General features: G+C 39.9%; 21 protein-coding genes. 3 read left to right on the forward strand and 18 right to left on the reverse strand.

Annotation, left to right across the window (positions count from 1 at the left end):
- Positions 1 to 135 precede the first annotated feature (135 nt).
- Positions 136 to 1,731: an ABC-F family ATPase gene (locus CXF74_RS01210; RefSeq protein WP_101080576.1), complete on the forward strand. Its 1,596-nt coding sequence runs from the start codon at positions 136 to 138 to the stop codon at positions 1,729 to 1,731.
- Between the two features lie 165 nt (positions 1,732 to 1,896).
- Here CXF74_RS01210 and CXF74_RS01215 read toward each other — a convergent pair whose 3' ends face one another.
- From CXF74_RS01215 to rluD, 5 genes are all read right to left on the reverse strand, one after another.
- A complete protein-coding gene (locus CXF74_RS01215) occupies positions 1,897 to 2,748 on the reverse strand; it encodes a hypothetical protein (protein ID WP_101080577.1) in 852 nt (283 codons plus the stop codon).
- On the reverse strand, positions 2,741 to 3,952 hold the full coding sequence (locus CXF74_RS01220; protein WP_157822304.1) for a methyltransferase: 1,212 nt from the start codon (positions 3,950 to 3,952) through the stop codon (positions 2,741 to 2,743). The genes CXF74_RS01215 and CXF74_RS01220 overlap by 8 nt, the downstream gene beginning before the upstream one ends.
- Positions 3,942 to 6,515 (reverse strand): ATP-dependent chaperone ClpB, encoded by a 2,574-nt coding sequence (gene clpB, locus CXF74_RS01225; protein ID WP_101080579.1) that lies wholly within the window; start codon positions 6,513 to 6,515, stop codon positions 3,942 to 3,944. The genes CXF74_RS01220 and clpB overlap by 11 nt, the downstream gene beginning before the upstream one ends.
- A gap of 59 nt (positions 6,516 to 6,574) precedes the next feature.
- On the reverse strand, positions 6,575 to 7,330 hold the full coding sequence (gene pgeF / locus CXF74_RS01230) for a peptidoglycan editing factor PgeF (protein WP_101080580.1): 756 nt from the start codon (positions 7,328 to 7,330) through the stop codon (positions 6,575 to 6,577).
- 94 nt (positions 7,331 to 7,424) lie between these two features.
- Positions 7,425 to 8,393, reverse strand: coding sequence for a 23S rRNA pseudouridine(1911/1915/1917) synthase RluD (gene rluD, locus CXF74_RS01235; RefSeq protein ID WP_101080581.1), 969 nt, complete (start codon positions 8,391 to 8,393; stop codon positions 7,425 to 7,427).
- 203 nt (positions 8,394 to 8,596) lie between these two features.
- Here rluD and CXF74_RS01240 point away from each other — a divergent pair, with 203 nt between their 5' ends.
- On the forward strand, positions 8,597 to 9,388 hold the full coding sequence (locus CXF74_RS01240) for an outer membrane protein assembly factor BamD (protein WP_101080582.1): 792 nt from the start codon (positions 8,597 to 8,599) through the stop codon (positions 9,386 to 9,388).
- Positions 9,389 to 9,470: 82 nt separating this feature from the next.
- On the opposite strand, the gene glnB is transcribed toward CXF74_RS01240, so the two are convergent.
- A complete protein-coding gene (gene glnB, locus CXF74_RS01245) occupies positions 9,471 to 9,809 on the reverse strand; it encodes a nitrogen regulatory protein P-II (RefSeq protein WP_022941662.1) in 339 nt (112 codons plus the stop codon).
- A gap of 120 nt (positions 9,810 to 9,929) precedes the next feature.
- Between glnB and CXF74_RS01250 the strand changes: the two genes are divergently transcribed.
- Entirely contained in the window at positions 9,930 to 10,430 is a 501-nt protein-coding gene (locus CXF74_RS01250; RefSeq protein WP_101080628.1) for a GspH/FimT family pseudopilin, read from the forward strand.
- Positions 10,431 to 10,578: 148 nt separating this feature from the next.
- Here the strand turns inward: CXF74_RS01250 and CXF74_RS01255 are convergent, their stop codons facing one another.
- The 12 genes from CXF74_RS01255 to murJ form a co-directional block, all read right to left on the reverse strand.
- Positions 10,579 to 10,881: a TapY2 family type IVa secretion system protein gene (locus CXF74_RS01255; RefSeq protein ID WP_101080583.1), complete on the reverse strand. Its 303-nt coding sequence runs from the start codon at positions 10,879 to 10,881 to the stop codon at positions 10,579 to 10,581.
- Between the two features lie 10 nt (positions 10,882 to 10,891).
- Positions 10,892 to 11,305, reverse strand: a complete 414-nt coding sequence (locus CXF74_RS01260) for a type IV pilin protein (protein WP_101080584.1) — start codon at positions 11,303 to 11,305, stop codon at positions 10,892 to 10,894.
- A 91-nt stretch (positions 11,306 to 11,396) separates the two neighbouring features.
- Entirely contained in the window at positions 11,397 to 14,816 is a 3,420-nt protein-coding gene (locus CXF74_RS01265) for a pilus assembly protein (protein WP_101080585.1), read from the reverse strand.
- A 65-nt stretch (positions 14,817 to 14,881) separates the two neighbouring features.
- Positions 14,882 to 15,325 (reverse strand): hypothetical protein, encoded by a 444-nt coding sequence (locus tag CXF74_RS01270; protein WP_101080586.1) that lies wholly within the window; start codon positions 15,323 to 15,325, stop codon positions 14,882 to 14,884.
- The gene (locus CXF74_RS01275; RefSeq protein WP_101080587.1) at positions 15,318 to 16,331 is read right to left on the reverse strand and encodes a PilW family protein; all 1,014 of its coding nucleotides are present in this window, start codon (positions 16,329 to 16,331) and stop codon (positions 15,318 to 15,320) included. Before CXF74_RS01275 ends, CXF74_RS01270 begins: the two co-directional genes overlap by 8 nt.
- Complete coding sequence (gene pilV / locus CXF74_RS01280) at positions 16,328 to 16,942, reverse strand: type IV pilus modification protein PilV (protein WP_157822305.1); 615 nt, start codon at positions 16,940 to 16,942, stop codon at positions 16,328 to 16,330. The genes CXF74_RS01275 and pilV overlap by 4 nt, the downstream gene beginning before the upstream one ends.
- 188 nt (positions 16,943 to 17,130) lie before the next feature.
- Positions 17,131 to 18,075, reverse strand: coding sequence for a 4-hydroxy-3-methylbut-2-enyl diphosphate reductase (gene ispH / locus CXF74_RS01285; protein ID WP_101080589.1), 945 nt, complete (start codon positions 18,073 to 18,075; stop codon positions 17,131 to 17,133).
- Between the two features lie 9 nt (positions 18,076 to 18,084).
- Positions 18,085 to 18,528: an FKBP-type peptidyl-prolyl cis-trans isomerase gene (gene fkpB / locus CXF74_RS01290; protein WP_101080590.1), complete on the reverse strand. Its 444-nt coding sequence runs from the start codon at positions 18,526 to 18,528 to the stop codon at positions 18,085 to 18,087.
- The gene (lspA, locus tag CXF74_RS01295; protein ID WP_101080591.1) at positions 18,528 to 19,076 is read right to left on the reverse strand and encodes a signal peptidase II; all 549 of its coding nucleotides are present in this window, start codon (positions 19,074 to 19,076) and stop codon (positions 18,528 to 18,530) included. Before lspA ends, fkpB begins: the two co-directional genes overlap by 1 nt.
- Positions 19,077 to 19,155: 79 nt before the next feature.
- A complete protein-coding gene (gene ileS, locus CXF74_RS01300) occupies positions 19,156 to 21,990 on the reverse strand; it encodes an isoleucine--tRNA ligase (RefSeq protein WP_101080592.1) in 2,835 nt (944 codons plus the stop codon).
- A 53-nt stretch (positions 21,991 to 22,043) separates the two neighbouring features.
- Complete coding sequence (gene ribF, locus CXF74_RS01305; RefSeq protein WP_101080593.1) at positions 22,044 to 22,979, reverse strand: bifunctional riboflavin kinase/FAD synthetase; 936 nt, start codon at positions 22,977 to 22,979, stop codon at positions 22,044 to 22,046.
- A 162-nt stretch (positions 22,980 to 23,141) separates the two neighbouring features.
- A complete protein-coding gene (gene murJ / locus CXF74_RS01310) occupies positions 23,142 to 24,698 on the reverse strand; it encodes a murein biosynthesis integral membrane protein MurJ (RefSeq protein WP_101080594.1) in 1,557 nt (518 codons plus the stop codon).
- Positions 24,699 to 24,964: the final 266 nt, after the last annotated feature.

The following is a 24,964-nucleotide window of genomic DNA, read 5'->3' on the forward strand; positions in this document are numbered from 1 at the left end:
TAAATCAAATAATCGCGTAGCTTACAGTAAAGTTATAGGCAGATGTGATTTAAATCACCATTGCTCTATAAATAATCAATTTGATCGGTATAATGGCGCCACTTTTATTATTCACCTTATCTTAGGAAGATTGCCTTGCTTAGTACAAATAACATCACCATGCAGTTTGGTGCAAAACCACTTTTTGAAAATATCTCTGTTAAATTTGGTACTGGTAACCGTTACGGTTTAATCGGTGCTAACGGTTGTGGTAAGTCAACGTTCATGAAGATCCTAACCGGTGATCTTGAGCCAAGCGCAGGTAATGTTACACGCGATCCTAACGAACGTATTGCTAAGCTACACCAAGACCAGTTTGCTTTTGAAGAGTTCACAGTACTCGATACAGTATTAATGGGCCACAAAGAGATGTGGGCTGTAATGAATGAGCGTAACCGCATCTATTCATTACCAGAAATGACTGAAGCAGAAGGTATGCATGTTGGCGATCTTGAAAGTGAGTTTGCTGAGATGGATGGTTACACTGCCGATTCTCGCGCCGGAGAAATCTTACTAAGCGTTGGTATTCCGCTTGACCAACATTACGGCTTAATGTCAGAAGTTGCACCAGGTTGGAAACTACGTGTATTACTTGCACAGGTTCTTTTCTCAAACCCAGATATCATGTTACTTGATGAGCCAACCAATAACTTGGACATCGATACTATCCGTTGGTTAGAAACAGAGTTAAAAGCGCGTCAATGTACGATGGTTATCATCTCGCATGACCGTCATTTCTTAAACTCTGTTTGTTCGCATATGGCTGATATCGATTACGGCGAGCTTCGTCTTTTCCCAGGTAACTACGACGAGTACATGACAGCGGCAACGCAAACACGTGAACGTCTATTAAGTGAAAACGCAAAGAAAAAAGCACAGTTATCTGAGCTAGCAGACTTCGTAAGTCGTTTCTCTGCAAATGCATCGAAAGCAAAACAAGCAACCTCTCGTGCTAAGCAAATGGATAAAATTGAATTAGCAGAAGTTAAAGCATCAAGCCGTGTTAATCCTTACATCGTCTTCAAGCAAGAGAAGAAACTTTTCCGTAACGCACTAGAAATGGAAAATGTGACTAAGAGCTTTGATAAAACATTGTTTAAAGACTTAAGCCTAATGGTTGAAGTTGGCGAGCGTGTTGCGATTATCGGCCAAAATGGTGTAGGTAAAACCTCTTTATTACGTACGTTAATGGGTCAAATTGAAGTAGATTCAGGTATGTTTAAATGGTCTGAGAATTCAAACTTAGGTTATTACGCACAGGATCACGCCTACGCATTTGAGAAAGATCAAACGCTAATGGATTGGATGGCGCAATGGATGAAACCGGGTGATGACGAACAATCTGTTCGTGGAACATTAGGTCGTTTATTGTTTGGTTCAAACGACATTGGTAAATCAGTAAAAATCATCTCTGGTGGTGAGCAAGGTCGTATGTTGTTTGGTAAGTTAATGATGGATGCGCCAAATATTCTATTAATGGATGAGCCAACCAATCACTTGGATATGGAATCTATTGAGTCATTAAACTTAGCTTTAGAGAATTACGAAGGTACGTTACTGTTTGTTTCTCATGACCGTGAATTTGTATCATCACTAGCTACGCGAGTTATTGAAATCAAAGAAGATAAAGTTATTGATTTCCGCGGCACTTACGCTGAATACTTAGCAAGCCAAGGTGTTGTCGAGGGTTAAACCTCTATTATTACTTTGTGATTAAGGCGCTTTTTAGCGCCTTTTTTGTGGGTGGAAAAGAAGCCATCAGCTTTTAGCTGTCAGCGTTCAGTAACTTCAAAACAAAAAACCTTAAGCATCGTGGAATCAGGGGACTAGCTGATAGCTGAAAGCTGAAAGCTTCTCTTAATCCTCCGCTTTTGAGATATAAAAGTACTGAACATCATTTCCCCATAACTGTAAAAATTTACGTTTTTTATCCTTACTTTCAACACACTTTGCAAACAGTATAAAACCAGCCCCTTCTAAATCACGCGCTTCATTAATATCGAAACGTGTTAAAAAATCTTGTTGATATTTACTGATTGGAATCGAAACACTTCTTTCTTCTGCAGGGTTTAACCAATTTAGCGTTTTATCAGCATCTGCAATCGTGCCCCAATACATTCTTGGTGCGCCGTTATCTGTTGGTTTGGCGTCATTAACATTTACAAATAAGTTCTTAGCGCGCCATTTATGCTTTTCACTGGTGTAAATCCATAAATCAGAGTTAGCAAGCGAACTACCACGTAATAAACTCACTAATAGTTTCTTTAAACCTTGTTTCTTAATAGTTATTTCGTTTTCTTTAATTAATAGCGCATCGTTAACTGACGTACTTTTCTTGTCTTCGCTCTTATGTGCATGACTTTGTTCAGCGCTTTTATTACGATGCTTCTTGATCACCGCTGAGCTGAAATCTATTTGCAGAGAATCAGCTTCCATGATTAATGCTTCTACCTCAGAAATTTGCTTTTCTTCTTCAGACTTTCGTGGTGATGGATTAAATTCTTCACAATCAAACTCGTGATAACGACTGCCAAAACAGGCCTGTTTTCCATCTCGAGAGGCTTTTCTAAAGTAGGCTTTCTGCTTACAAACAGGACATAATAACGAATAACGTAAACGGTCTATTTCAGATTCAGGCAAGGCTTTAAATTCAAAGATTGAAAATACTTTATTGCCCTGATCTTCCATATTACAGATTGCATCAATCATCGTTATTACCCTCTATTTTCGCTATTAATTGCGCCTGTATCAAAAGATTACGTGGCGTTACCTGTTCATCACAAAATGAAGCGATGTTAACCTGATAACCCGAATCTTGTAACGCTAATGCCCTGTCGTAAACTAACCACAACTCTAATGGGCGTACAAAAAATTGGCTTATCAACTCCATACAGCGCACTTTTTTAAGGCGCTTTTTAGCTTGCTGTAAAAAAATATCCAGTGAGTTAGGCACAACAAATGTTAATGATTTATTTTCCATCGCCCATAAGACAAAGGTTTCAAATTGACCGGATAAAAGTGCTTTAGGAAAGCTGGGTAGAGGACAGTAATTTTTCGTTTTTAAGGCGTGTTTTTGTAATTCATCAAACGCTAAGCGCCACAGGACTTCTTGCTGGCTTAAATCAGATTGCCTTTTACCCGACACCACTTGCTTGCTCACCGCAAGTTTCAATAGCTGTTTATTAATTTTTAACGCTGATGTTTGACCTAATAAAGAGCAAGGCTGATAAATCGTTTGTGTGGTTAAATGATAACAACAGGGACTAATGCTTAACTGAGCGGGTTTATTTTTTTTAGCTTGTTTTATAAGGTGTAAATGCAGGTCCCCGCAGGCATGCAAAGCAACGGCATGACATGCAGGGTTTATATAATTGTCCGCCTCACCTGTTAACACATCTGTTTGTTGAAATGTTTGTGGCAATTGCATTTTTTTAGCTTCAGCAGTGCCCAAATCACAGAGTGTTTGTTGCCATTCTACTGACGTCACTGCTAACTGTTTTTGCCAGCAGATCAGGCGACCTAAATGCCCTTTTCCCGCGCACCATTCAACAATGGGATATGGCGAATTCACCTGTTGCGCAAAGGCTGATATTTGTGACCACTTTCGCCCTTTAATACCTGCTTTTAACCAAAAAGGGGCATCTGATTCCAGTGCAGGCAGCGCTTTGATCATAAAAAGCGCATCATCAAAAGGGCGTAGCTGATTTATAAAACCTTTTATGTGTGCATATAACAGGTCAGGATATTGCTGATAATGTTGTAGCTGCAGGTCTGAAAGTGCATCTAAAAATTCACTCAAGGCAATATTTGTTTCAGCCCAGGGATAATCACTGTAATGGAACGCTTCAAACTGCCAATAAACTTGTAAACTCGTTAGATAGTTATCCAGTTGCAAAAAGGTTTTATTGTACAAAGTGTATCTTTCCATCTGCAACATCAACTAATATTTTTTTACCCTTAATCAGTTTTTCTGAAATGATTTGCTCAGCAAGTTGGTTTTCTAATAACTGCTGAATGGCACGTTTAAGCGGTCTTGCTCCGTAGGCAGGATCGTAACCCGCTCCCACTAACAATTCGATAGATTGGTCATTAAAGGTCAGCAAGTAATCTTGATCTTTAAGGCGCTTTTGTAATTTATGTAACTGAATCGTCGCAATCGATTTGATATGTTTCTGACCCAAGGGATGAAATACAACGGTTTCATCGATGCGGTTTAAAAACTCAGGCTTAAACTGTGAACGTAATAAAGTAAACAGTTGGCTTTTTATCTCATCATAACTGGCAGTATCAAATTGCTCATGAATAATGTCGGAACCAATATTCGAAGTCATAATGATCACCGTATTACGGAAATCGACAGTACGCCCTTGCCCATCAGTTAAACGACCATCATCCAACACCTGTAATAAAATATTAAAGACATCAGGATGCGCTTTTTCAATTTCATCTAATAAAATAACAGAATAAGGTTTACGGCGAACCGCTTCAGTTAAATAACCACCCTCTTCATAACCAACATAACCCGGTGGCGCCCCTACTAAACGCGCAACAGAATGCTTTTCCATAAACTCCGACATGTCGATACGTACCATATTATCTTCACTATCAAAGAGGAAATTAGCTAACGCCTTACAAGATTCTGTTTTACCAACCCCTGTTGGCCCTAAAAACAAGAATGAACCAATAGGTCTATCAGGGTCACTGAGGCCAGCACGGCTACGACGAATCGCATTAGAGACAGCGGCGATCGCTTCATGTTGACCAATCACTCGGCTGTGCAGGTGCTTTTCCATTTTAAGTAATTTGTCGCGATCACTTTGCAGCATTTTATCAACAGGAATCCCCGTCCAGCGCGCTAATATTTCTGCAATTTCATTTTCAGTCACACAATGTTTAAGTAACGTCATTTCTTGCATTTCAGCTTGTGCAGCTAAGTCGAGTTGTTTTTCCAACTCTGGAATTTTTCCATATTGCAGCTCAGACATGCGTGTTAAATCAGATGCTCGACTGGCTATTTCCAAATCTAATCGGGTTTGTTCTAATGCTTTTTTGATGTTTTGTGTGCCAGAAAGTGCGGCTTTCTCTGCTTTCCAAATCTCATCTAATAATTTGTATTCTTTACCTTTGGTTTTTAAGGCCCTTTCGATATCTTGAAGGCGTTTAACCGTGGCGTCATCCGTTTCATTTTTAAGGGCTTTTTGCTCAACCGTCAGTTGAATTATTTTTCGCCCTAGTTTGTCTAAGCTTTCAGGTTTTGAATCCATCTGTAAACGAATGCTTGAAGCGGCTTCATCGATTAAATCGATCGCTTTATCGGGTAATTGTCGGTCGGAGATATAACGGTGTGACAAAGTGGCAGCAGCAACAATAGCTGGATCAGTGATTTCGACTCTATGGTGTAATTCGTAACGTTCTTTTAAGCCGCGTAAAATCGCAATGGTATCTTCAACGCTCGGTTCATCAACTTGGACTTTTTGAAAACGACGTTCGAGGGCCGCATCTTTTTCAATATATTGGCGATATTCATCAAGCGTTGTTGCGCCAACACAATGTAGCTCACCACGGGCAAGTGCGGGTTTGAGCATATTGCTTGCGTCCATTGCGCCATCGGTTTTACCCGCGCCAACCATAGTATGCAATTCATCAATAAAGAGAATCACTTGTCCTTCTTCTTTTGCTAGTTCAGAAAGTACTGACTTTAAACGTTCTTCAAACTCACCACGGTATTTAGCACCCGCAATAAGTGACCCCATATCGAGTGATAAAACACGTTTATTTTTTAAACCTTCAGGGACTTCACCATTAATAATACGCTGCGCAAGGCCCTCAACAATCGCTGTTTTGCCTACGCCTGGTTCACCAATAATAACTGGATTATTTTTAGTACGACGCTGTAATACTTGAATCATGCGTCTTACTTCATCATCACGACCAATCACAGGGTCTAGCTTTCCCTGCTCAGCACGCTCAGTCAGATCGATAGTAAACTTGGCTAACGCTTGTTCTTGCCCATCACTATTTTGGTCATCGACATTTTGCCCATCTCTGATTTTGTTAATTGATTTATTTACTTTTTCTTTGCTTAAACCCAGACCCGTTAAAATACCACCCAACACACCTTTTTCTTCACAAGCAGCCAGTAAAAACAGCTCTGAAGAGATAAATTTATCTTTATTTTTTTGCGCAAATTTATCGCAGAGATTAAACAGAATACCGACAGGCGCTGAGAGCTGAATATCTCCACCGATACCAGAAACCGGTGCAATACGATCTAATTCAGTAGAGAGCTGTGAACGTAACAGATTAATATCGATCTCAAGATCCGCCAAAATAGGACGGATAGAACCCCCATCTTGATTGAGCAAGGCCAACATAAGATGTGTCGCTTCGATATATTGATGATCACGGCCTAACGCGAGAGACTGCGCATCTGAAATTGCTAATTGGAATTTACTGGTGAGTTTATCTAAGCGCATAATCGCCTCCTTGATAGGATAAAGATGTGGGAAAAAGGGTTAAATTTCAAGGTTGGGTGTTAAATTTTGGGCTCTTTAATATAAATTAGTGTCGCCATACGCCCAGTCTTTCCATCTCGACGATAGGAATAAAAAAGATCCGCCTCAGAAAAGGTGCAATGTGGACTCGCGCTTATTTCCGCAACCTTAAAAGGCGCTATACGTAAACGAGCAAGTGCTTGTAAGTCAGCTAAATAACGATCTTTGTGCACACTAAAAGCATCAACAGCTTTAGTATCATGTTGAATGAATTCATCACGTACTTCAGCGCCAACTTCAAATGCCGTTTTACCAATGCACGGACCAAGCCAGACTAATAACTCTGAACTTGAAACCTTTGACTCTCTACAAATAGTAGCGATTGTTTTTTCAATAATTCCATCACACAAACCGCGCCATCCGGCATGAATCGCACTTACAAAGCTTCCCTGTTTATCGGTAATTAATAGCGGTAAACAATCAGCTGTCATCACAACACAAACTTGATCTTTAAGATCTGTCCACGAGGCATCAGCTTCTGTCGCTTGTTTACTTTGTTTATTAATTTTTAACAGCAAAGTGCTATGAGTTTGATTCAACCAACAAAAAGGGGTTTCTAACGAAAGGTTTGCTAATAATAGAGCGCGATTTTGTAAAACAACTGACTCTTTATCTTCAACATGTAATCCGAGGTTTAAACCTTGATAAACGTTGGTGCTTACACCATTAATACGTGTTGTTGAAAAGGCTTTGATATGACTTGGGGCGGACCAATTGGGTGAGATTAATTCAAGCATTGATTTTCCCGAGGGTCGAATGGACTGGGAGTATGAAGATGATCTGCACATTAGCAGTGCAGATCATAAGTGTAGATCAGAAGTTAACTTATTTTTACTGCTCGTAAAAGATAGCATCAGCACGTAATAACGCAGCTAGCTTTTGCATATCAGCAGGTACTGGAGCATGCCATTCCATTAGTTCACCAGTAATTGGGTGATCTAAACGTAACATAGTTGCATGCAGAGCTTGGCGTTTAAATGAACGTAGCTCAATTTTTAGCTCTTCAGATGCACCTTTTGGCGGACGAGGACGGCCACCGTAAACAGGGTCACCTGCTAATACATGGCCGAGATGTGCCATGTGAACACGAATTTGGTGAGTACGACCTGTTTCTAGGCGTAAACGTAAACGTGTATGTGCACGGTATTTCTCTGCAACGCGGTAATGAGTAACAGCATGTTTACCACCCACTGTTGCCACAGCCATTTTAATACGGTTTGCTTTATCACGGCCAATTGGCGCTTCAACACGGCCACCCGCTGTGAAAATTCCCATTGCGATTGCATCATACTCACGTGTAATTTCGCGAGCTTGTAAGCTTGTTACTAAATGCGTTTGAGCAGGAACAGTTTTAGCAATAACCATTAAACCGGTTGTGTCTTTATCTAATCGATGCACGATACCCGCACGCGGTACTTCTGCGATTTCAGGGTAACGGTATAAAAGTGCATTTAATACCGTACCATCCGGGTTACCAGCACCAGGATGAACGACTAAACCAGCAGGTTTATTAATAACTAGAATATGTTCATCTTCAAAAATAATATCAAGATCAATATTCTGTGCTTTAAATACCACTTCGTCTTCTAAGAACGCATTCACTTCGACAGCTTGATGGGTATAAACTTTTTCGCGAGGGATATTAACCACTTCGCCATCAATTTGTACCATTCCCTCTAAAACCCATTCTTTAATACGCGTACGAGAATAATCAGGGAATAATGATGCCAATGCTTTATCTAAGCGAAAACCCAGTTGTTCTTCGGTCACTTCTGCGGTTAAGTGTAACTCTTGACTCATATTTAATTCTCTTCTTTCTCTTTTTAGCACGACTAAGTCTGGCGCTAATAGCGGTTAATAAACGTTGATTTGCGCATTGTAGTGCAATCTTGTCACATTTTGTCTTTTTTAACTTTTCTTTTTTTAGCTGATAGCAGATACTGTGCTTCTATCAATCCGATTTTCAGAAAGGCATTTTAGGCATTATAGGCATTATAACACTTATGAAAAAGATCCTCAGACTAATAAGCACCTCTGTTTTCATTATTTTTTTTACTGTTGGCTGTTCTTCTAAAAAAAATGAAAAACCGAAAGTAGATGACAAACCGCCAGTTGAACTTTACAGCGATGCTCAACAAGCGTTGGAATCAGCAAACTACGAAAAAGCGACTGAAATATTAGAAGCTTTAGATAGTCGCTATCCTTTTGGACCACATTCAGACCAAGTACAGGTTGACCTTATTTATGCTTATTATAAGCGTGATGAGACCGCGTTAGCATTAGCTAACATTGATCGCTTTATGCGCCTTAATCCTGCACATCCGGATCTTGATTATCTTTATTACTTACGTGGTTTAACCCACATGGCAACAGATCAGCAATTTTTCCAAAATATGTTTGGTATTGACCGCTATAATCGTGACCCTAGCCACTCATTGCAAGCATTTAAAGATTTTAAACATCTTATAAAGTTCTATCCAAAGAGCCAATATGCTGTTGATGCACAACTTAGAATGGTCTTTATTAAGGATCGTTTAGCGCGTTATGAAATCGCTATTGGAAAGTGGTATATAAAACGCGAAGCTTATGTTGCAGCGATCAACCGTAGTAAGTTAGTACTTAATAACTACCCTGATACTGAATCTGTTGAAGATGCTCTTATCATTATGATTACAGCTTATGATGAACTTGGTTTAGTAGAGCCAAAAGAGAATGCACTGGCAGTATTAAAACTTAACTATCCAAAGAGTCGAGTTGTTAAGCGTAGTGAACGCTGGACGTTTTTTGATTGGTAGGGATTAATGAGCTTTCAGCTTTCAGCTATCAGCAAACTGCTTTTAACTGACAGCTGATAGCTAACCACTAACAGCTTATCTTCTATACTGCTTCATCATCTTCTTCACCCGTACGAATACGAATAACACGCTCTACTGGCATAACAAAGATTTTACCATCGCCAATTTTACCCGTTTGCGCCGTACTCATAATCGCTTCAATGCAACGTTCTACATCTTCATCTTTTACCACTAATTCAATTTTTACTTTAGGCAAGAAATCAACCATGTATTCCGCACCACGGTAAAGTTCTGTGTGGCCTTTTTGGCGCCCAAACCCTTTTACTTCAGAGACCGTCATACCATTGATATCGATATCAGCGAGCGCTTCACGGACATCATCCATTTTAAAGGGTTTAATTATCGCTTCAATTTTTTTCATAACACTCTCTTTTGATTAATTAATTGTTTCTACTTTAATACTAATTGCGACAAATATACAGGCAGAAACTTAAAAACAAGATTACACTCATAGATTACACTCAGCTATTAGGGTTTTGATATGCACGCTGTGCGCGGCTTTACACTTCTTGAACTTATTATTGTATTAATTATTAGTACATTACTAATAACGATTGGTATTCCAGGGTTTCAAACCTTAATACAAAGTAACCGTTTAACCTCGGTAGGAAGCAGTATTCAAAATAACCTACTCTTTGCACGTAGCCAATCTGTTAGTTACTTAAATTATGTCACTGTTTGCCCGCTTGAAAGCAATGTATGTACTAATAATTGGATTTCGGGGATTGACGTATTTATTGATAGCGATAGAGATGGCAGTTATGACAGTGGGGAAGTGTTATTAAAAAGTGGTGATAAGTTTAATAGTAATGATACGCTGGCTTTCCCTACTAATAGTGTCACTTTCACACCAGATGGTCATATTACGGGTAGTTCAGCGACATTTAGATACTGCACAGGGGCGAAACGCATTGGTGTTTCAATCGCTTATAGTGGCAGAGCAAAAATAGTAGCAGGTGGCACTTTTACTGATTGTAATTAAGCGCGTAGAGTCCTAATCCCTTGCTCTTAACAATTAACGACTTCCCCTAAATTACAACCCACGTTATAAATAACCTAAAATAAAGAACCTAAAATAAAGAACCTGAATTCTGCATAAGCGCTTATTAACCAGAATTCAGGGTATTGAACTAAAAAGGAGTGTTTTTTTCTAACGCTACCGCGTCTTTATTTTTAAAACGATCTTTAATATCAACACACTCATAAACCGCGATAATTTTTCTTTTCGTAACACCATCAGCCATAAAGACGGAACGCTCAGTAAGTGTATCTATAAACTCTTTGCTCTCTTTTTCAGTATGAACAAAATGGTGCACAATACGACTTTCATCTTCTAGTTGTAAATGACACTTCAAGTGTTGTCGTTTATCTTCCTGAGCAAGTGCGCCAGATGAAAATGCAATTCCCGCTATTAACAATAATATTGTTTTCATTTTACTTTCCTTATTTCCAGCAATTTGTGCTGTTAGCATTCGTTGCTTTTTTTTCATGATCGTGGCTAATAGATAACGTGGCACAGTCACTATCTGCGAGTTGTGATGAAATGGCAGTCGCTGTGAGCGTAAAGCCAATAGCCGTTGATTCAGCTGAACTTGTGGCCAGCGAATAATAGCCATTGTCAGTAATAAACGGGTTGGCTCCCATACCTAAATCAGAATCTAAATTTGAAGCATAAACATGATGATCTAAATAATACATTTCTTGCTTATTGGCGAGATCAACTAATGCGGACTGCGCCTCGGTACGACGTGTTTTTTGCACATAACTAACATAACTTGGATAAGCAACCGAGCTTAATATTGCAATAATAGTTATGGTGACCAGTAACTCCACTAGGGTAAATCCACTTTTTTTCATTTTTATTCTCTTTTTATTTTTATAATATATTTTCATCGTTCAAACTGCCGAGACAGAAAAAGTGAGGTGAAAACCTCACTTATCAAGCAACTTAATTCTCTTTAAAATAGCTGTATATTCGGCGTGGCATCATGTCGGTATTAGTATCTACCGTGCCTTTATAAACAACCTCTTCTTGCTCAGTCTCTTCATTGTAAATAACCTGCTTATCACCTTGGCCGACGCCTAATAAACGAATAATGCTTTTTTCTTGATCGTCTACTCCAGCATGAATTACTAATGAATCTGGTACACGGGAGCCGATATCGACTTTAGCAACCGCTTCTCCATTATCATTTTTGAAGCGACTTTCTCCCGAATGTAAATCGATGGCATATAACCAACCTAAACCTAAGTCTCCTACTCCACAGCCAATATTAACCGTCGAATTAGGCACAAAAGAGGTAAAGTATGCGGTACCTTCTAAGACAACACCTTGCCCCAATGATTTTTCACCTATCCCTGTAAATGCGTATTTCCATCCTTTGAAAGCACTCATATTGGCATAAACATCCAGCACTTGTGAGCCACTATAATTACCAACGGGATCCCCTTCGATACTATAAAGGTCAGTAATGGCGCTTGGTGTAGGTTTAACCGGAAAGCCTGTCGCACCAAATAACGTAGGGGAAATCGCATAATCCTGCAGTGAAAAGTAATAATCGTTTACATCGGTACTCGAGGCAGGATGAGCGCGATCACCGGAGCCAATTAAAATACCGTCATAGGGGATTTTTGCGTAGGAGAACACACCTTGCTCGCTTTTTGCTACATTGTTTTTATAGGTACGTACAATAACGGGTGTAGTAAAAAAACGTCTATCTTCTGTATTTGAATCACTGGCTAACCCGGCCACTTTTATCGTTGACCACTTACTGGTATCTGTCCCCGCTAAATCCATTCGCCAAATATTACCGCCTGTATCACCTGTATATAAACGGTCGATATAACCATCACTGTTACCATCCAATAAGCCTACTTGGCTTGGGATACTGTCGCGCATACAATGGATATCATCAGCAGCACAACTAGCACCATCGGTAGACCAAATTTTACCGCCAGTCAGTGCATTAACAATGTAAACACCTCTGCCAGTAACATCGTTACAAGTTTCACTAGAAGAGGGAATACACGTATCTTTATTAGTATCGTATCCGCCACCAAAAACAATGCCAGGGCCTACCGTTTCAACACTGCCCGCTTGATAAGAAAATAATCCAACACTTGGCATAGACCATGTTTGTGCTAACTCAGAGAAACCATCAGAGCTCGCGTCAATTTTCCAAGCTAACTTAGGCGTATTTGGATCGGTAATATCAATCGCGTAATAACTACCGCCACCACGACGCATGCCAACAATTGCAATTATTTGGCTCACGCTTCCATCGCTTTCAATAACTTTAATTGCAATGGGAGATAAATCGATACCATATTGGTGGTTACTTGATGGTTCAGCATCTCGTACAGATAATCCAAAATTAAGTAACTCTTCAGGAATAAATGCCCAATTCTCAGTCACCGTATCGCCATTGTCTGTAAACATATGTAGGAAACCGGCGTTGGTTCCGACTAGCAAGCGGACCACATTATTGCCATTTTCACTGTAAGTAATCGCAAGCGGTTTGGAATGTAGCGGATCACCAAAGATATCACTGCGATAATCCGTTACTGCACTATTACCATTTTGGTCATCAACATCTAACCCTTTTAGCCAGTTTAATGAATCACTCAATGAAGAGGCTTCTAGACCTAATTCAGCTTCTAAGTCAGCTTCAGAAGCAATCGAGTAAAAGGATTTAAGATTAGCAATATTAGGCTCTTTGAGTATGGTCGCATGAATATTACTGAGCACTTTACGTGTGGTAACATCACCTAACATCGAAGCAACCCCACCTTCCGAAACGGCATTACCATCTTCAACACCTCCCCAATAGGTTGAAGCTGAGTCCTTAATATTACCATCGGCATTAATTGCCGAGACACCTAATCGGTCCACTAAAATACCGGCAGCATTCATGGTTAATTTTTTTATATTACCTTGCCATACGGGTAAGTTACTTGGCATAAACATCGAATAATAAACAGAATCTAAACTACGTGTTCTATCAAAGTTATTGTTCGCAATCGCAGGGGAAGACAGGCTTGAAGAGCTATTTAAAATATCTAAGATAGTTGCCTGAAACGCTTTTTGTAACGCAGTAGAGCTGGTAGCAGGGTAGTATTCGCCTCCCCCTCTTATTGCAGTTTCACCTAATAATCGGCCAGCGGCATCAACAGCACTTTGTCCAAAACCGATAGTGTAAGTATTAATATGCTGATCACCATTAGTTGCATCACCATCAATATCAGAACTGTTCATCCATTCTGCAATGGTTGGCATATAACTGCCTTCAATACTGCCATTGCCTGTTAATGTACTGATAATCGAATTAGCATTGCCATCATTCGTCGGCGCGCCATCGGTCATTAATATAATATAAGCACGTTCCTGACAGGCTTTAAATGGTGTGCGGTAAACGCCTTCAAATTCAGCAGTGGTATCTCTTCCCGGTGAAGAGTCGCCATCATCATTTCCATAATAAACGCCCTTGCCTGCATAATAGCGATACGCCTCATACATACTTTCACAAAGTGGCGTCCAACCGTCCGCATTTAAACCATTCACTTGAGCAATTAACGCTTGTGCCTGTGTTGAATTACGGCTCATCACTTTATCAACAATGCGCCCGCCATTTTTATCGCTAGATCCGTCACCACTGTTGCGGTTAAATACCTGTAAACCAAAATCAACAGAAGGGGTACTTTCAATCAAGCTGGCAATCGCTTCTTTAGCGATCACTAATCGGCTTTTGCTGGTCGTGCCTACTGTGTTATGCCAATAAATATAATTAGCAGAAAAAAGCGTCACAGCATCACTGCCAGAGAAAACATTATTTACCGTCGAGATGTAAGGACCCGAACGTCCATCTTTTGGAAAACCTTGATCACTTGGTGTTGCAGGGTTACTTGCATCTGCATTTGACATGTCTTCCTTACATTCAAAAATATCACCATTATTCCCAGACAATGTTTTCCAGCGCGAACGAGAGCTTTTCCATCTGTTTGGTACCCAGCGTCTAACGTTACCATTATATAAACCAGTAGAACTAAGTAACGAGACTGAAGCCTGACAATTGTTTTTGCTAATAGAAAAATAATTGCCACTATCTTCATCAGGCGTATCACCACCTGATCGTGTCCAATATATTTTATTAGCGTCACTACCAGCACCATAATCTCGCGCAGGATCATAAGGTTCAAGCACCACTTCCTCTGAACTACGCATACTGCCAGAGGTATCAAAAATAATAAGCACCTGTGGTCGAATACCATTTTGTGCACTCAAATCTGCAACAAAAAGCTCAGTATCATCTGCACTTAACAAAACACAATATGCACATAATAAAGATGCTAATAATCGTTTAATAAACATAACTTTCTCCATTTGCCACGCTGGCAATACGCTAATAAAATTCATTTTAATAAGGTGATTACAAACTAATCCGCAATAATAGGTTGCTCAATGCCAACACTCATCGCATTAAGTGCCCATTTAGCGCCACCTGTTTGCGTCCGTCCAAAACGATGCTCAAAATTAACCTGTAAATATTTACACTTAAAATTATTACTGCTTGCTTGCATACGACGCTTACAATTAATCTCGCCGTTTAAATCAATGGAGCTCGTTGTAACCTCTCCATAGCTAAAGACAGTGCTATCTGTTGCGCTTGCAAATGACTGAGCACTGCCTGAGCGATGCATTATTTCTGCAGCGGCGCTATTTAAGAAGATATTTGATTCTCCCTGCATAACACGCGCATCGATCATTTTTAACCCGAGAAAAGTATTACTCATGACTAATACCCCTAAGACTAATAACAAAGGAAGAATCATCATGGCAATAAAAAGCGCAATGCCCTTTTGTTTATGCAAACTAATCATTTACTAATACCACGCTGTTTTGAAAAAGAAGCACGGTTGAAACCAGCTCTCTTTTATAATTATCGTTGGCCACAGGGAATGAATAATCCCCCAGTTGATATGTATTGGAGTTTGTATAACCCACTGTTTTTTCTAGTGACTTAATTAATAAGAAAATTTTAATGCCGATCACTCTGCCACTATCCCAGTCATTCGCCGTTACTTGAGAAGTACCCACTAATGAATGCATAGAGCCGTCTCGGTCATTGGCAATCAAAGCATCTAAAGCAAACATAAATTGCATGCTTTCTACGCCTTCAACTAACACCTCTTCACGCACCATCTCACTTTCACGTAAAGTTAATCGGCGTAAGCGGTTTACTCCTTCGAATTCATCGAGGTAATAAACATGGTGTATATATTCCCAAACAGGCTTCACTGCACTACTGGTTAATGCACCCGCATCGCCTTGATAAACAGTAAGCGCGCTGGTATTGATATCTAGATAAAAGCGATTCGCACTGTAGTTGCTCTCTTGCTGAAATCCGCGTACTCGTTTAATAGAAATATAATCAGTGTTAACCATTAAACTGGTTTCACTGTCTCCGTCATCAATACACTTCATCTTTAAACTGCCGACAGTGGCTGGAATCGAAGAAGCCCAAAGAGGTCGAAATTTATTTGCGCTAGGGAAAGACCCACTTGATATGTCATCTAAACAATCATCGCTGTTTGCAATGGTTGCACCATTCAAATCCCAGAGACTTTTATTCTCTCCGGTGGCTTGCGCAAAAAAGTTAGCTTGCTTGAGGTCTTTAGCAAGTAGTTGCAAAGCAAAGGTTGCATTTTCTTGGCGCTCTCCGCTACCTAACGCTTGATTTGTAGCGCGCTGACTGGAGACAAATACCGCTAATAAACCTGCCGTTAAAAAGAGTGAAAGCATGATAGCAATCATCAATTCAACGAGTGAAAAACCCGTTTGTTTATTAGGGCTGGTGAGGGATGAGGCAAAACGTGAGATGCTCATGATGATTTACTAATGTAGGTTTCGATGCTTAATTGACGACGGTGCCTTGAAGAATCACCGCAGGTGGCCGTTAAATCTGTGGAAGCTGAAGCATGAGCAGAGTCTTTACTTTTAACAGTAGAAAACCAACTAATCACTATTTCGACCAATTCACCATCGGAGCCTGAAATAGGGCTTACAGCAATACAAGCATCCGCTTCAATAAGTCCATTTTCACCGGCAGTACTGTTATTAATTTCAGCACCTAAAAATTTTTGTTTCCATTCATAGAGGTCATTATTTCTGATATCGACGCCACTGCAATTATCAAACGTACCGTCAGAATCGATACAACTTGGGGCAGAAAGCGTTGCATTAGTCAGGCTGACAATTGCATAATTATTATCAGCATCAAGCAACCATAAACGGTTTAGCTGCATACGCTCGGTTATATCTGCAATAAGGGAATTAGCGAGTGTTCGTTGTTCTATTTCGATGCTAGATTTGACCGCAGTTGACTGCATCCCAGCAAGTCCAAGCAGACCAAGCGCAAGAATGAAGCCGCTGATCATTATTTCGATCAGACTAAAACCTCTATGCTTTAATTTGAAATTAACGCTATTTTTTTGCATATACCAATCCATTGCTACCTTGCTAAAAAAGGCTTTCAACCAATAAGTATAGTTCGAGTTAAATATTAGAAATCAACAAAAGACAAAACTAACATAAAGACTAGCTAATCTCCTATGCGTAAATAACAGGTAAAAAAAAGCGCCTACTTATGCAAATAATAAGTAGGCGCTTTTTCAATGAGTTACTATTAATCGACCATTTTTATACGCAATTCCGCAGGTACTTCAAAAACCGTGTTCTCTTCAACACCTGGATTTTCAACAACCAGCGTACCACCTAATGTTTTTAGCTTATCAATGACCGCTTTGACTAATACTTCTGGCGCAGAAGCCCCGGCAGTCACACCCACTTTATTAACACCTTTAAACCAATCGCAATCAATATCTAAAGCAGTATCAATAAGATAAGCATTCACCCCCTCACAGCTTGCTTTTTCACGCAGGCGGTTTGAGTTTGAAGAGTTAGTCGAACCCACGACTAAAACAAGATCGGTTATTTGTGCGAGATCCTTCACTGAATCCTGACGATTTTGGGTCGCATAACAAATGTCATCTTTACGAGGCCCTTCAATCTCTGGATACTTTTCACGTAATGCATTGATAATGTTAGAAGTATCATCAACAGACAAAGTAGTTTGTGAACTGTAACAAAGGTTTTTAGGGTTCTTAACCTGTAATGTAAGTACATCTTCAGGTGATTCAACTAAATATATGCCACCTTGTTCATTATCATATTGGCCCATTGTGCCAACAACTTCAGGGTGACCCTCATGACCAATTAAAATACATTCTTGAGCACGGCGACTCGCACGTGTGACTTCCATATGTACTTTAGTGACTAACGGACACGTTGCATCAAACACTTTTAATTCACGACGCTTTGCTTCATTACGCACTGATTGTGCAACACCATGCGCACTAAAAATAACAATGTTGTCGTCTGGCACTTCATCAAGCTCTTCAACAAATACCGCACCACGTGCTTTTAGACCATCAACGACATATTGGTTATGCACTACTTCATGACGTACATAAATAGGTGATGGGAAAAGATCTAATGCGCGTTCTACTATTGAGATAGCACGATGAACACCCGCACAAAAACCGCGTGGATTAGCTAAAATAATTTCCATGATTAACTCCTAGAGAACTTCAAGCACATCAACATCAAACGTTAATGTTTGCCCTGCCAGTGGGTGATTAAAATCAACCGTCACACTGTCAGCAATGACTTCACGAATAACGCCCGGTAATTCACTGCCATCTGGTTGTGTAAAAGTAATAATAGTACCCACTTCTGCAGGCACATCATTACTGAATTTACTCAGCTCTAAATGGTGAATATTATCAGGATTAGGTAGACCAAATGCATCTTCAGGAGCCAGTGTGAAGGTTTCAGATTGCCCTTCCGTTAAGCCTAATAAACACTTTTCAAAATTAGGCGTTAAGCTATTATCACCCATTACAAATTTAGCCGGTTTATCATCCACTTTACTGCTATCAACCGCAGAACCATCAGCTAAACGAATAGAGAAGTGCATCATCACTTCACTGTCACTCTTAATTGTATTTGTAGCAGTTGTCATTACCTGTCTTCCTTTTCAATGGTTTCTGTTTTTTTGGTTTCAGAGTCAGCTTTTTCCGGGTGGACTTTTTCCGGGTGAATAAGAGAGTCTAAAATAATCATAGCTGCGCCAATAAAAATAGCGATATCAGCCACATTAAAAGTCGGCCAACGATAAAAGCCTAAATCAAAATCTAAAAAATCTACCACGTAACCAAACATCAAACGATCCATTACATTACCAATAGCGCCTGATAATACTAATGTGAAAGCAATATTTTCCCAGCGTTTATGGATACTATTCTTTTTCAACGAATAGAGTAAATAAGCAGAAACGGCAAACGCAATAGCAGTGAATAAGTACTTTTGCCAACCACCTGCATCACCTAAGAAACTAAAAGCAGCACCGTAGTTACGTGCATAAGTGAAATTGAAAAACGATAATACTTCATAAGATTCATACAAATCTAATGATTGTATTGTCCAATACTTTGTCGCTTGATCAAGAACGAGCATGATCACGGTTAACCATAACCAACGTAATCCTGACTTTTCTATTATTTCTGTCATTAAATTTCTCTTATTAGAAGCTAAAAAAAACGCCTTAATATAAAGGCGTTTTTCAAACTAATGCAGGCGTTTACTTAACTTAAGCAAACTGGCGAGACTCGCCTTCACCTTCAATATTAGTAATACAACGAATACACAGTAGAAGGTGTGTTTCATCGCTACCGACTGTTTCGTTATGATGCCAACAACGATCACACTTCGCATGAACACTTTTCTCAACCGCAACCACTAAACCAGCAACATCTGTTTTGTGTGCTGTTTCTGGTGCTTCAGCTAATGCTTTAACCGTTGCTTTAGACGTGATTAATACAAAACGTAATTCATCCGCTAAACCATTTAATAGGTTTTTAACGTTATCATCAGCATACAATGTCACTTCAGCTTCTAAACCACCACCAATAACACTGTCTTTACGTGCTAGTTCTAATGTTTTATTTACTTCTGCACGTACTGCAATCAGTTGATCCCATGCGTCATTTGATAATGCTTCGTTGTCGCTTAGGCTAAACAAACCATCATACCAAACACCGGTAAATACAAATTCATCACGTTCACCCGGTAGGCGTCCCCAAATTTCATCAGCCGTGAAGCTTAAGATTGGCGCCATCCAGCGTACTAGAGCTTCAGATAAATGGTACATTGCTGTTTGACAGCTACGACGTGCAACACCCTCTGATTTAGCCGTGTACTGTCTGTCTTTAATGATATCTAAGTAGAAGCTACCTAGTTCAATTGAACAGAAATGTGTTAGCTTCTGGTGTACTGCATGCAAGTTATAGTCATTGTAAGCCGTAATAATTTCAGCTTGAAGTGCGTCCGCTTTTGCAACAATCCAACGGTCTAAAGCCACCATTTCATCACTTGCTACCATATCAGTTTTTGGATCAAAACCATTTAGGTTAGACAGTAAGAAACGCGCAGTATTACGGATACGACGGTAACTATCAGCACTACGATTTAAGATTTCATCAGAAACAGTAATTTCGCCAGTGTAATCTGTTGAAGCAACCCATAGACGTAATACATCAGCGCCTAAATCGTTCATTACTTTCTGAGGTGACATAACGTTACCCACAGATTTAGACATTTTCTTACCGTGTGCATCAACCACGAAACCGTGAGTTAATACTTCTTTGTAAGGGGCTTTGCCAGTAATCGCAACACTTGTTGTTAATGAAGATTGGAACCAACCACGATGTTGATCTGAACCTTCAAGGTAAAGATCAATCTCAGCCGTCGTGCCATCTTCCGCTTTATATTCGTCACGCACACCCACAACAGCAGCATGAGTTGTACCTGAGTCAAACCAAACATCTAAAGTATCAGTTACTTTACGGTATTCTTCAGATTCAAAACCTAATAGTGATTCAGCATCTAAATCCCACCAAGCTTGAATACCCTCTTTTTCAATTTTAAGGGCAATCAGTTCCATCATTTCAATGCTGTTTGGATGAAGTTCATCTGTTTCTTTATGTACAAACAGGGTAATTGGCACGCCCCATGTACGTTGACGAGAAACACACCAATCTGGACGGTTATCTAACATTTTTTCAATACGTTGCTCGCCCCAGCTTGGGATCCACTTAACGTCTTTGATTTCAGACAACGCGCTATCACGTAGACCTTTTTGATCCATTGAGATAAACCATTGTGGCGTAGCACGGAAGATAATCGGTGTTTTGTGTCTCCAGCAATGTGGGTAGCTGTGATTAATATTAACGTGATGAATTAATGCATTACGCTCAGTTAATACTTCAAGTACTTTATCGTTTGCTTTAAATACATGTAAACCAGCAAAGAACTCAGTATCGTCACGGAATACACCGTTATCAGCAACTGGGTTTGCTACTTCTAAATCGTATTTAAGACCCACAGAGTAATCGTCTTGACCGTGGCCAGGTGCTGTATGAACACAACCTGTACCTGCATCAATCGTCACGTGATCTGCAACAATTGTTGGTACTTGTAAGTCTAAGAATGGGTGATTAAATAACTGTTTCTCTAAATCAAGTCCCGTACAAATCGCTAATGTTTTAGCATCTTCGATACCGTAACGTAACATTGCGCTATCCACTAAATCAGTAGCTAGAATCAGACGACGTTCGCCCGCTTGCACTAATGAGTATTCAACTTTAGCAGCTAATGCAACCGCGCGGTTAGCAGGTAGTGTCCAAGGTGTTGTTGTCCAGATAACCGTACAAACATCACCGTGGCCTAAATCATCAGACTCAGAGTTGAAACATGCAATAACAGCATCACTATCAACAGCAACAAAAGCAACATCAATGGCAGCTGAAATTTTATCTTCATATTCAACTTCAGCTTCTGCTAGTGCAGAACCACAATCAGTACACCAATGAACAGGTTTTGAACCTTTGTGTAGGTGATCATTTTTAATGATTTTAGCTAAAGCACGTACGATGTTTGCTTCAGTTTCAAAATTCATTGTTAAGTACGGGTTGGCCCAATCGCCAAGCACACCTAAACGTTGAAAGTCTTTAGACTGACCGGCAACTTGACGCGCTGCATATTCACGACATTTAACGCGGAACGTAGCTGCATCGATTTTTTTACCTGGCTTACCGTGTTTTTTCTCAACTTGAAGCTCGATTGGTAAACCATGACAATCCCAACCTGGAATATAAGGCGCATCAAAATCAGAAAGCGTTTTAGATTTAATAATAATATCTTTAAGGATTTTATTTACCGAGTGACCGATATGAATATCACCATTTGCATAAGGAGGGCCATCATGCAAAATAAATGTTTTTTTACCTTTTTTAGCGGCACGAATCTTTCCGTAAAGATCGTTGCTGTACCAGTTTTTCAACATGTTTGGTTCACGATTTGCTAAATTTGCGCGCATCGGGAAACCTGTTTTAGGTAGGTTTAATGTACTTTTATATTCACTCATCGGTTTTGTATTCCATCTTACGATTTAATTAATAATTAGTTAGAGGTCGTTATTTATAACTGATTGTTTTCATGCCATGACTTCGCGTCTTGAATATCTTTTTCTATTTGTACTTTTAATTCAACAAACGAATCAAACTTTACTTCGTTGCGTAATTTTTTTTCTAATATCACTTCAAGTTGATTCCCGTAGAGATCCCCCTCGAAGTTAAAAATGTGCACTTCTAGCTGCTGTCTTTCGCCTTGAACCGTTGGGCGAGTACCAATATTTGCCACACCTTGGTAAGTTTTATCGTTAATGCCTAACACGCTAACAACAAATACACCCGATACAGGCGAAACACGGCGTTTTAATAATAGATTTGCAGTGGGCACGCCAATCGTTCGGCCTAACTTTCGACCATGACTAACACGCCCTGCAATACTGTATTTTCGCCCCAGCATAGTAGCTGCTTCAGCCAATTCGCCTTGTGCTAAAGCATCACGAATACGTGTACTACTAATGCGTTGTGCTTGTTGTACGAGGCTTTGAGTATCAATCACTTCAAAACCGTACTTTTCACCCGCTTGTTTAAGCAGCTGAAAATCACCTTTACGCTGATAACCAAAATGGAAATCATCACCGACCACTAAATACTTCACATTGAGTTTATTGATCAGTAACTCTTCAATAAACGCTTGTGCGCTAATGTTGGCAAATTGTCGCGTAAAGGACACACACAATAAACGGTCTAATGTTAATTTTTCAAGTTGAACAAATTTATCACGTAAACGACTTAGCCGAGCAGGGGCATTGTTGCCTAAAAAAAGCTCTTCTGGCTGAGGTTCAAAAGTCATCACTGTCGCTGGTACATTAAGGCGTTTAGATTCTGCTAATAATCGCGATAATACTGCTTTGTGGCCCAAATGAATGCCATCAAAATTACCAATACTTAATACACAGCCTTTATGCTGTTGCTTAAGATTATGAATGCCACGTACTAATTCCATGAAGTTTACTTAAATTGTTCTAACAAAAGAGGGCGATTATAACGCAGTCTGCACAACTTATCAGCACTCATTTTTACGATTTTAAGCATTACTCTACTCGTTTCGAGGATAATCAGCGATTGCCCAAAGAAGCCCTCTGAGCAAAGTGAAAAACAGCTCTTACTAGGAAATTTTAAAATGGCGCACGCGTAAGCCAATAATCGCGGCACAGGCAAAATAACTGGTGATGCCTATAGCAATCAAAGCAAACAATTTGTAAGCCGATTCAAACAATGAGAATGCAGCCCATTCATCTAGTGAAGGACTTAAATAGAACATAGTTGCAGCCATCAATAATCCTGAGATCACAATGCGTATTAGCACACCCAGCGTTTCATTTTGTTTCTGATAAACGCCCTGTTTATATAAACCGAACCACAGCATACCGGCATTTAAGGTTGCAGAAATTGACGTTGCAATCGCTAGCCCCACATAACCAAAAGGAACAGCAAAAATAATATTAAGCACCATATTGCTGACCATGGCAATAATGCCAAACTTCACCGGCGTTTTAATGTCTTGGCGCGCGTAATAACCAGGGGCAAGCACTTTAACCATCATAAAACTTAATAACCCCGAACCATAAGCAAACAAACTCATCGAGGCCATGCTGACGTCTTGCATATCAAATTCACCACGCATAAACAGCACACGTAACATGGGTTCTGCCAGTACGATTAAGCCTAACATGGCAGGAAAACCTAACATGCACACCATGCGTATTCCCCAATCAATGGTTTTAGCAAAGTGATCTTCTGATTTAGTCACGTGTGACGAAGACAAGCTCGGTAGAATAACGGTCGCAATCGCGATGCCAAATAAACCTAGCGGAAACTCTAATAATCGATCCGAGTAATACAACCAGCTAATAGAGCCCGTTTGTAAAAAACTGGCAATGAAGGTATCGAGTAATAAATTAATTTGGCTTACCGATACACCAAACAGTGCTGGAATCATTAAGGTGCGAATTTTAACCACGCCTTCATGATGCCAATCCCATTTAGGTTTAACCAACATGCCCTCTTTGGCCATAAATGGAATTTGGAATAAAAACTGAATCGCGCCACCTAGCAAAACACCAATCGCTAAACCAAACTCAGGCTGTGCTAATTGCGGTGATAAAAACAGTGCACAACTAATAATGGCGATATTTAAAAATACCGGCGTAAAAGCCGCGATAGCAAATTTACCCAGGGTATTTAAAATGGCCCCAGAAAGTGCGGTAAAGGTAATAAACCAAAGATAAGGGAAAGTGATTTTTAACATATCCGACGCGAGCTCAAATTTATAAGCCTCAGCCCCGCCGTTAAACCACTCTAAAAACCAACCAAAACCAAACATGGCGGTAATAACACCCGAGCCTAATACGCCCAAAATGGTGATCACCGTGACAATGGTGCCTAATGTCCCAGAAACCGCGGCGATCAATTGTTTGACCTCATCACGCGATTTAGTTTGGTCGTATTCGGTTAACACCGGTACAAATGCCTGTGCAAAAGCACCTTCGGCAAACAGGCGTCGTAGAAAGTTAGGAATTTTATTGGCAAAGAAGAAAAGATCCGCCGCAGCACCCGCCCCCATTAAGTTTGCGATCACAATATCGCGCACTAATCCTAATACACGAGAGATCAGTGTCATTGCACTTACTATCATCCCAGACTTTAATAATTTTTTGCTCACAAGCGAAGTTCCCAGCTAAATTTTGAAGGCCAGTTTATAGCTAAAAAGGGGCAACATAAATAAGAGCGGGAAATTAAACAAAAAAGAGTAGGATTTAATGCAAGGTAAATTTGCATCTACAGAGCGTTGAGTATAAAATGCGCGCAAGTTTAATCTCCAGGCAGAACTCATTGTAGTTCTTTCAGAGGTTAGTAAAAATCATTTGACAATGTAGATGTAACAAGGCATATTCCACGACCTTTGATTATCACTTGTTACACAGAATT

It is taken from the genome of Psychromonas sp. Urea-02u-13 (assembly GCF_002835995.1).
GTDB lineage: Bacteria > Pseudomonadota > Gammaproteobacteria > Enterobacterales > Psychromonadaceae > Psychromonas.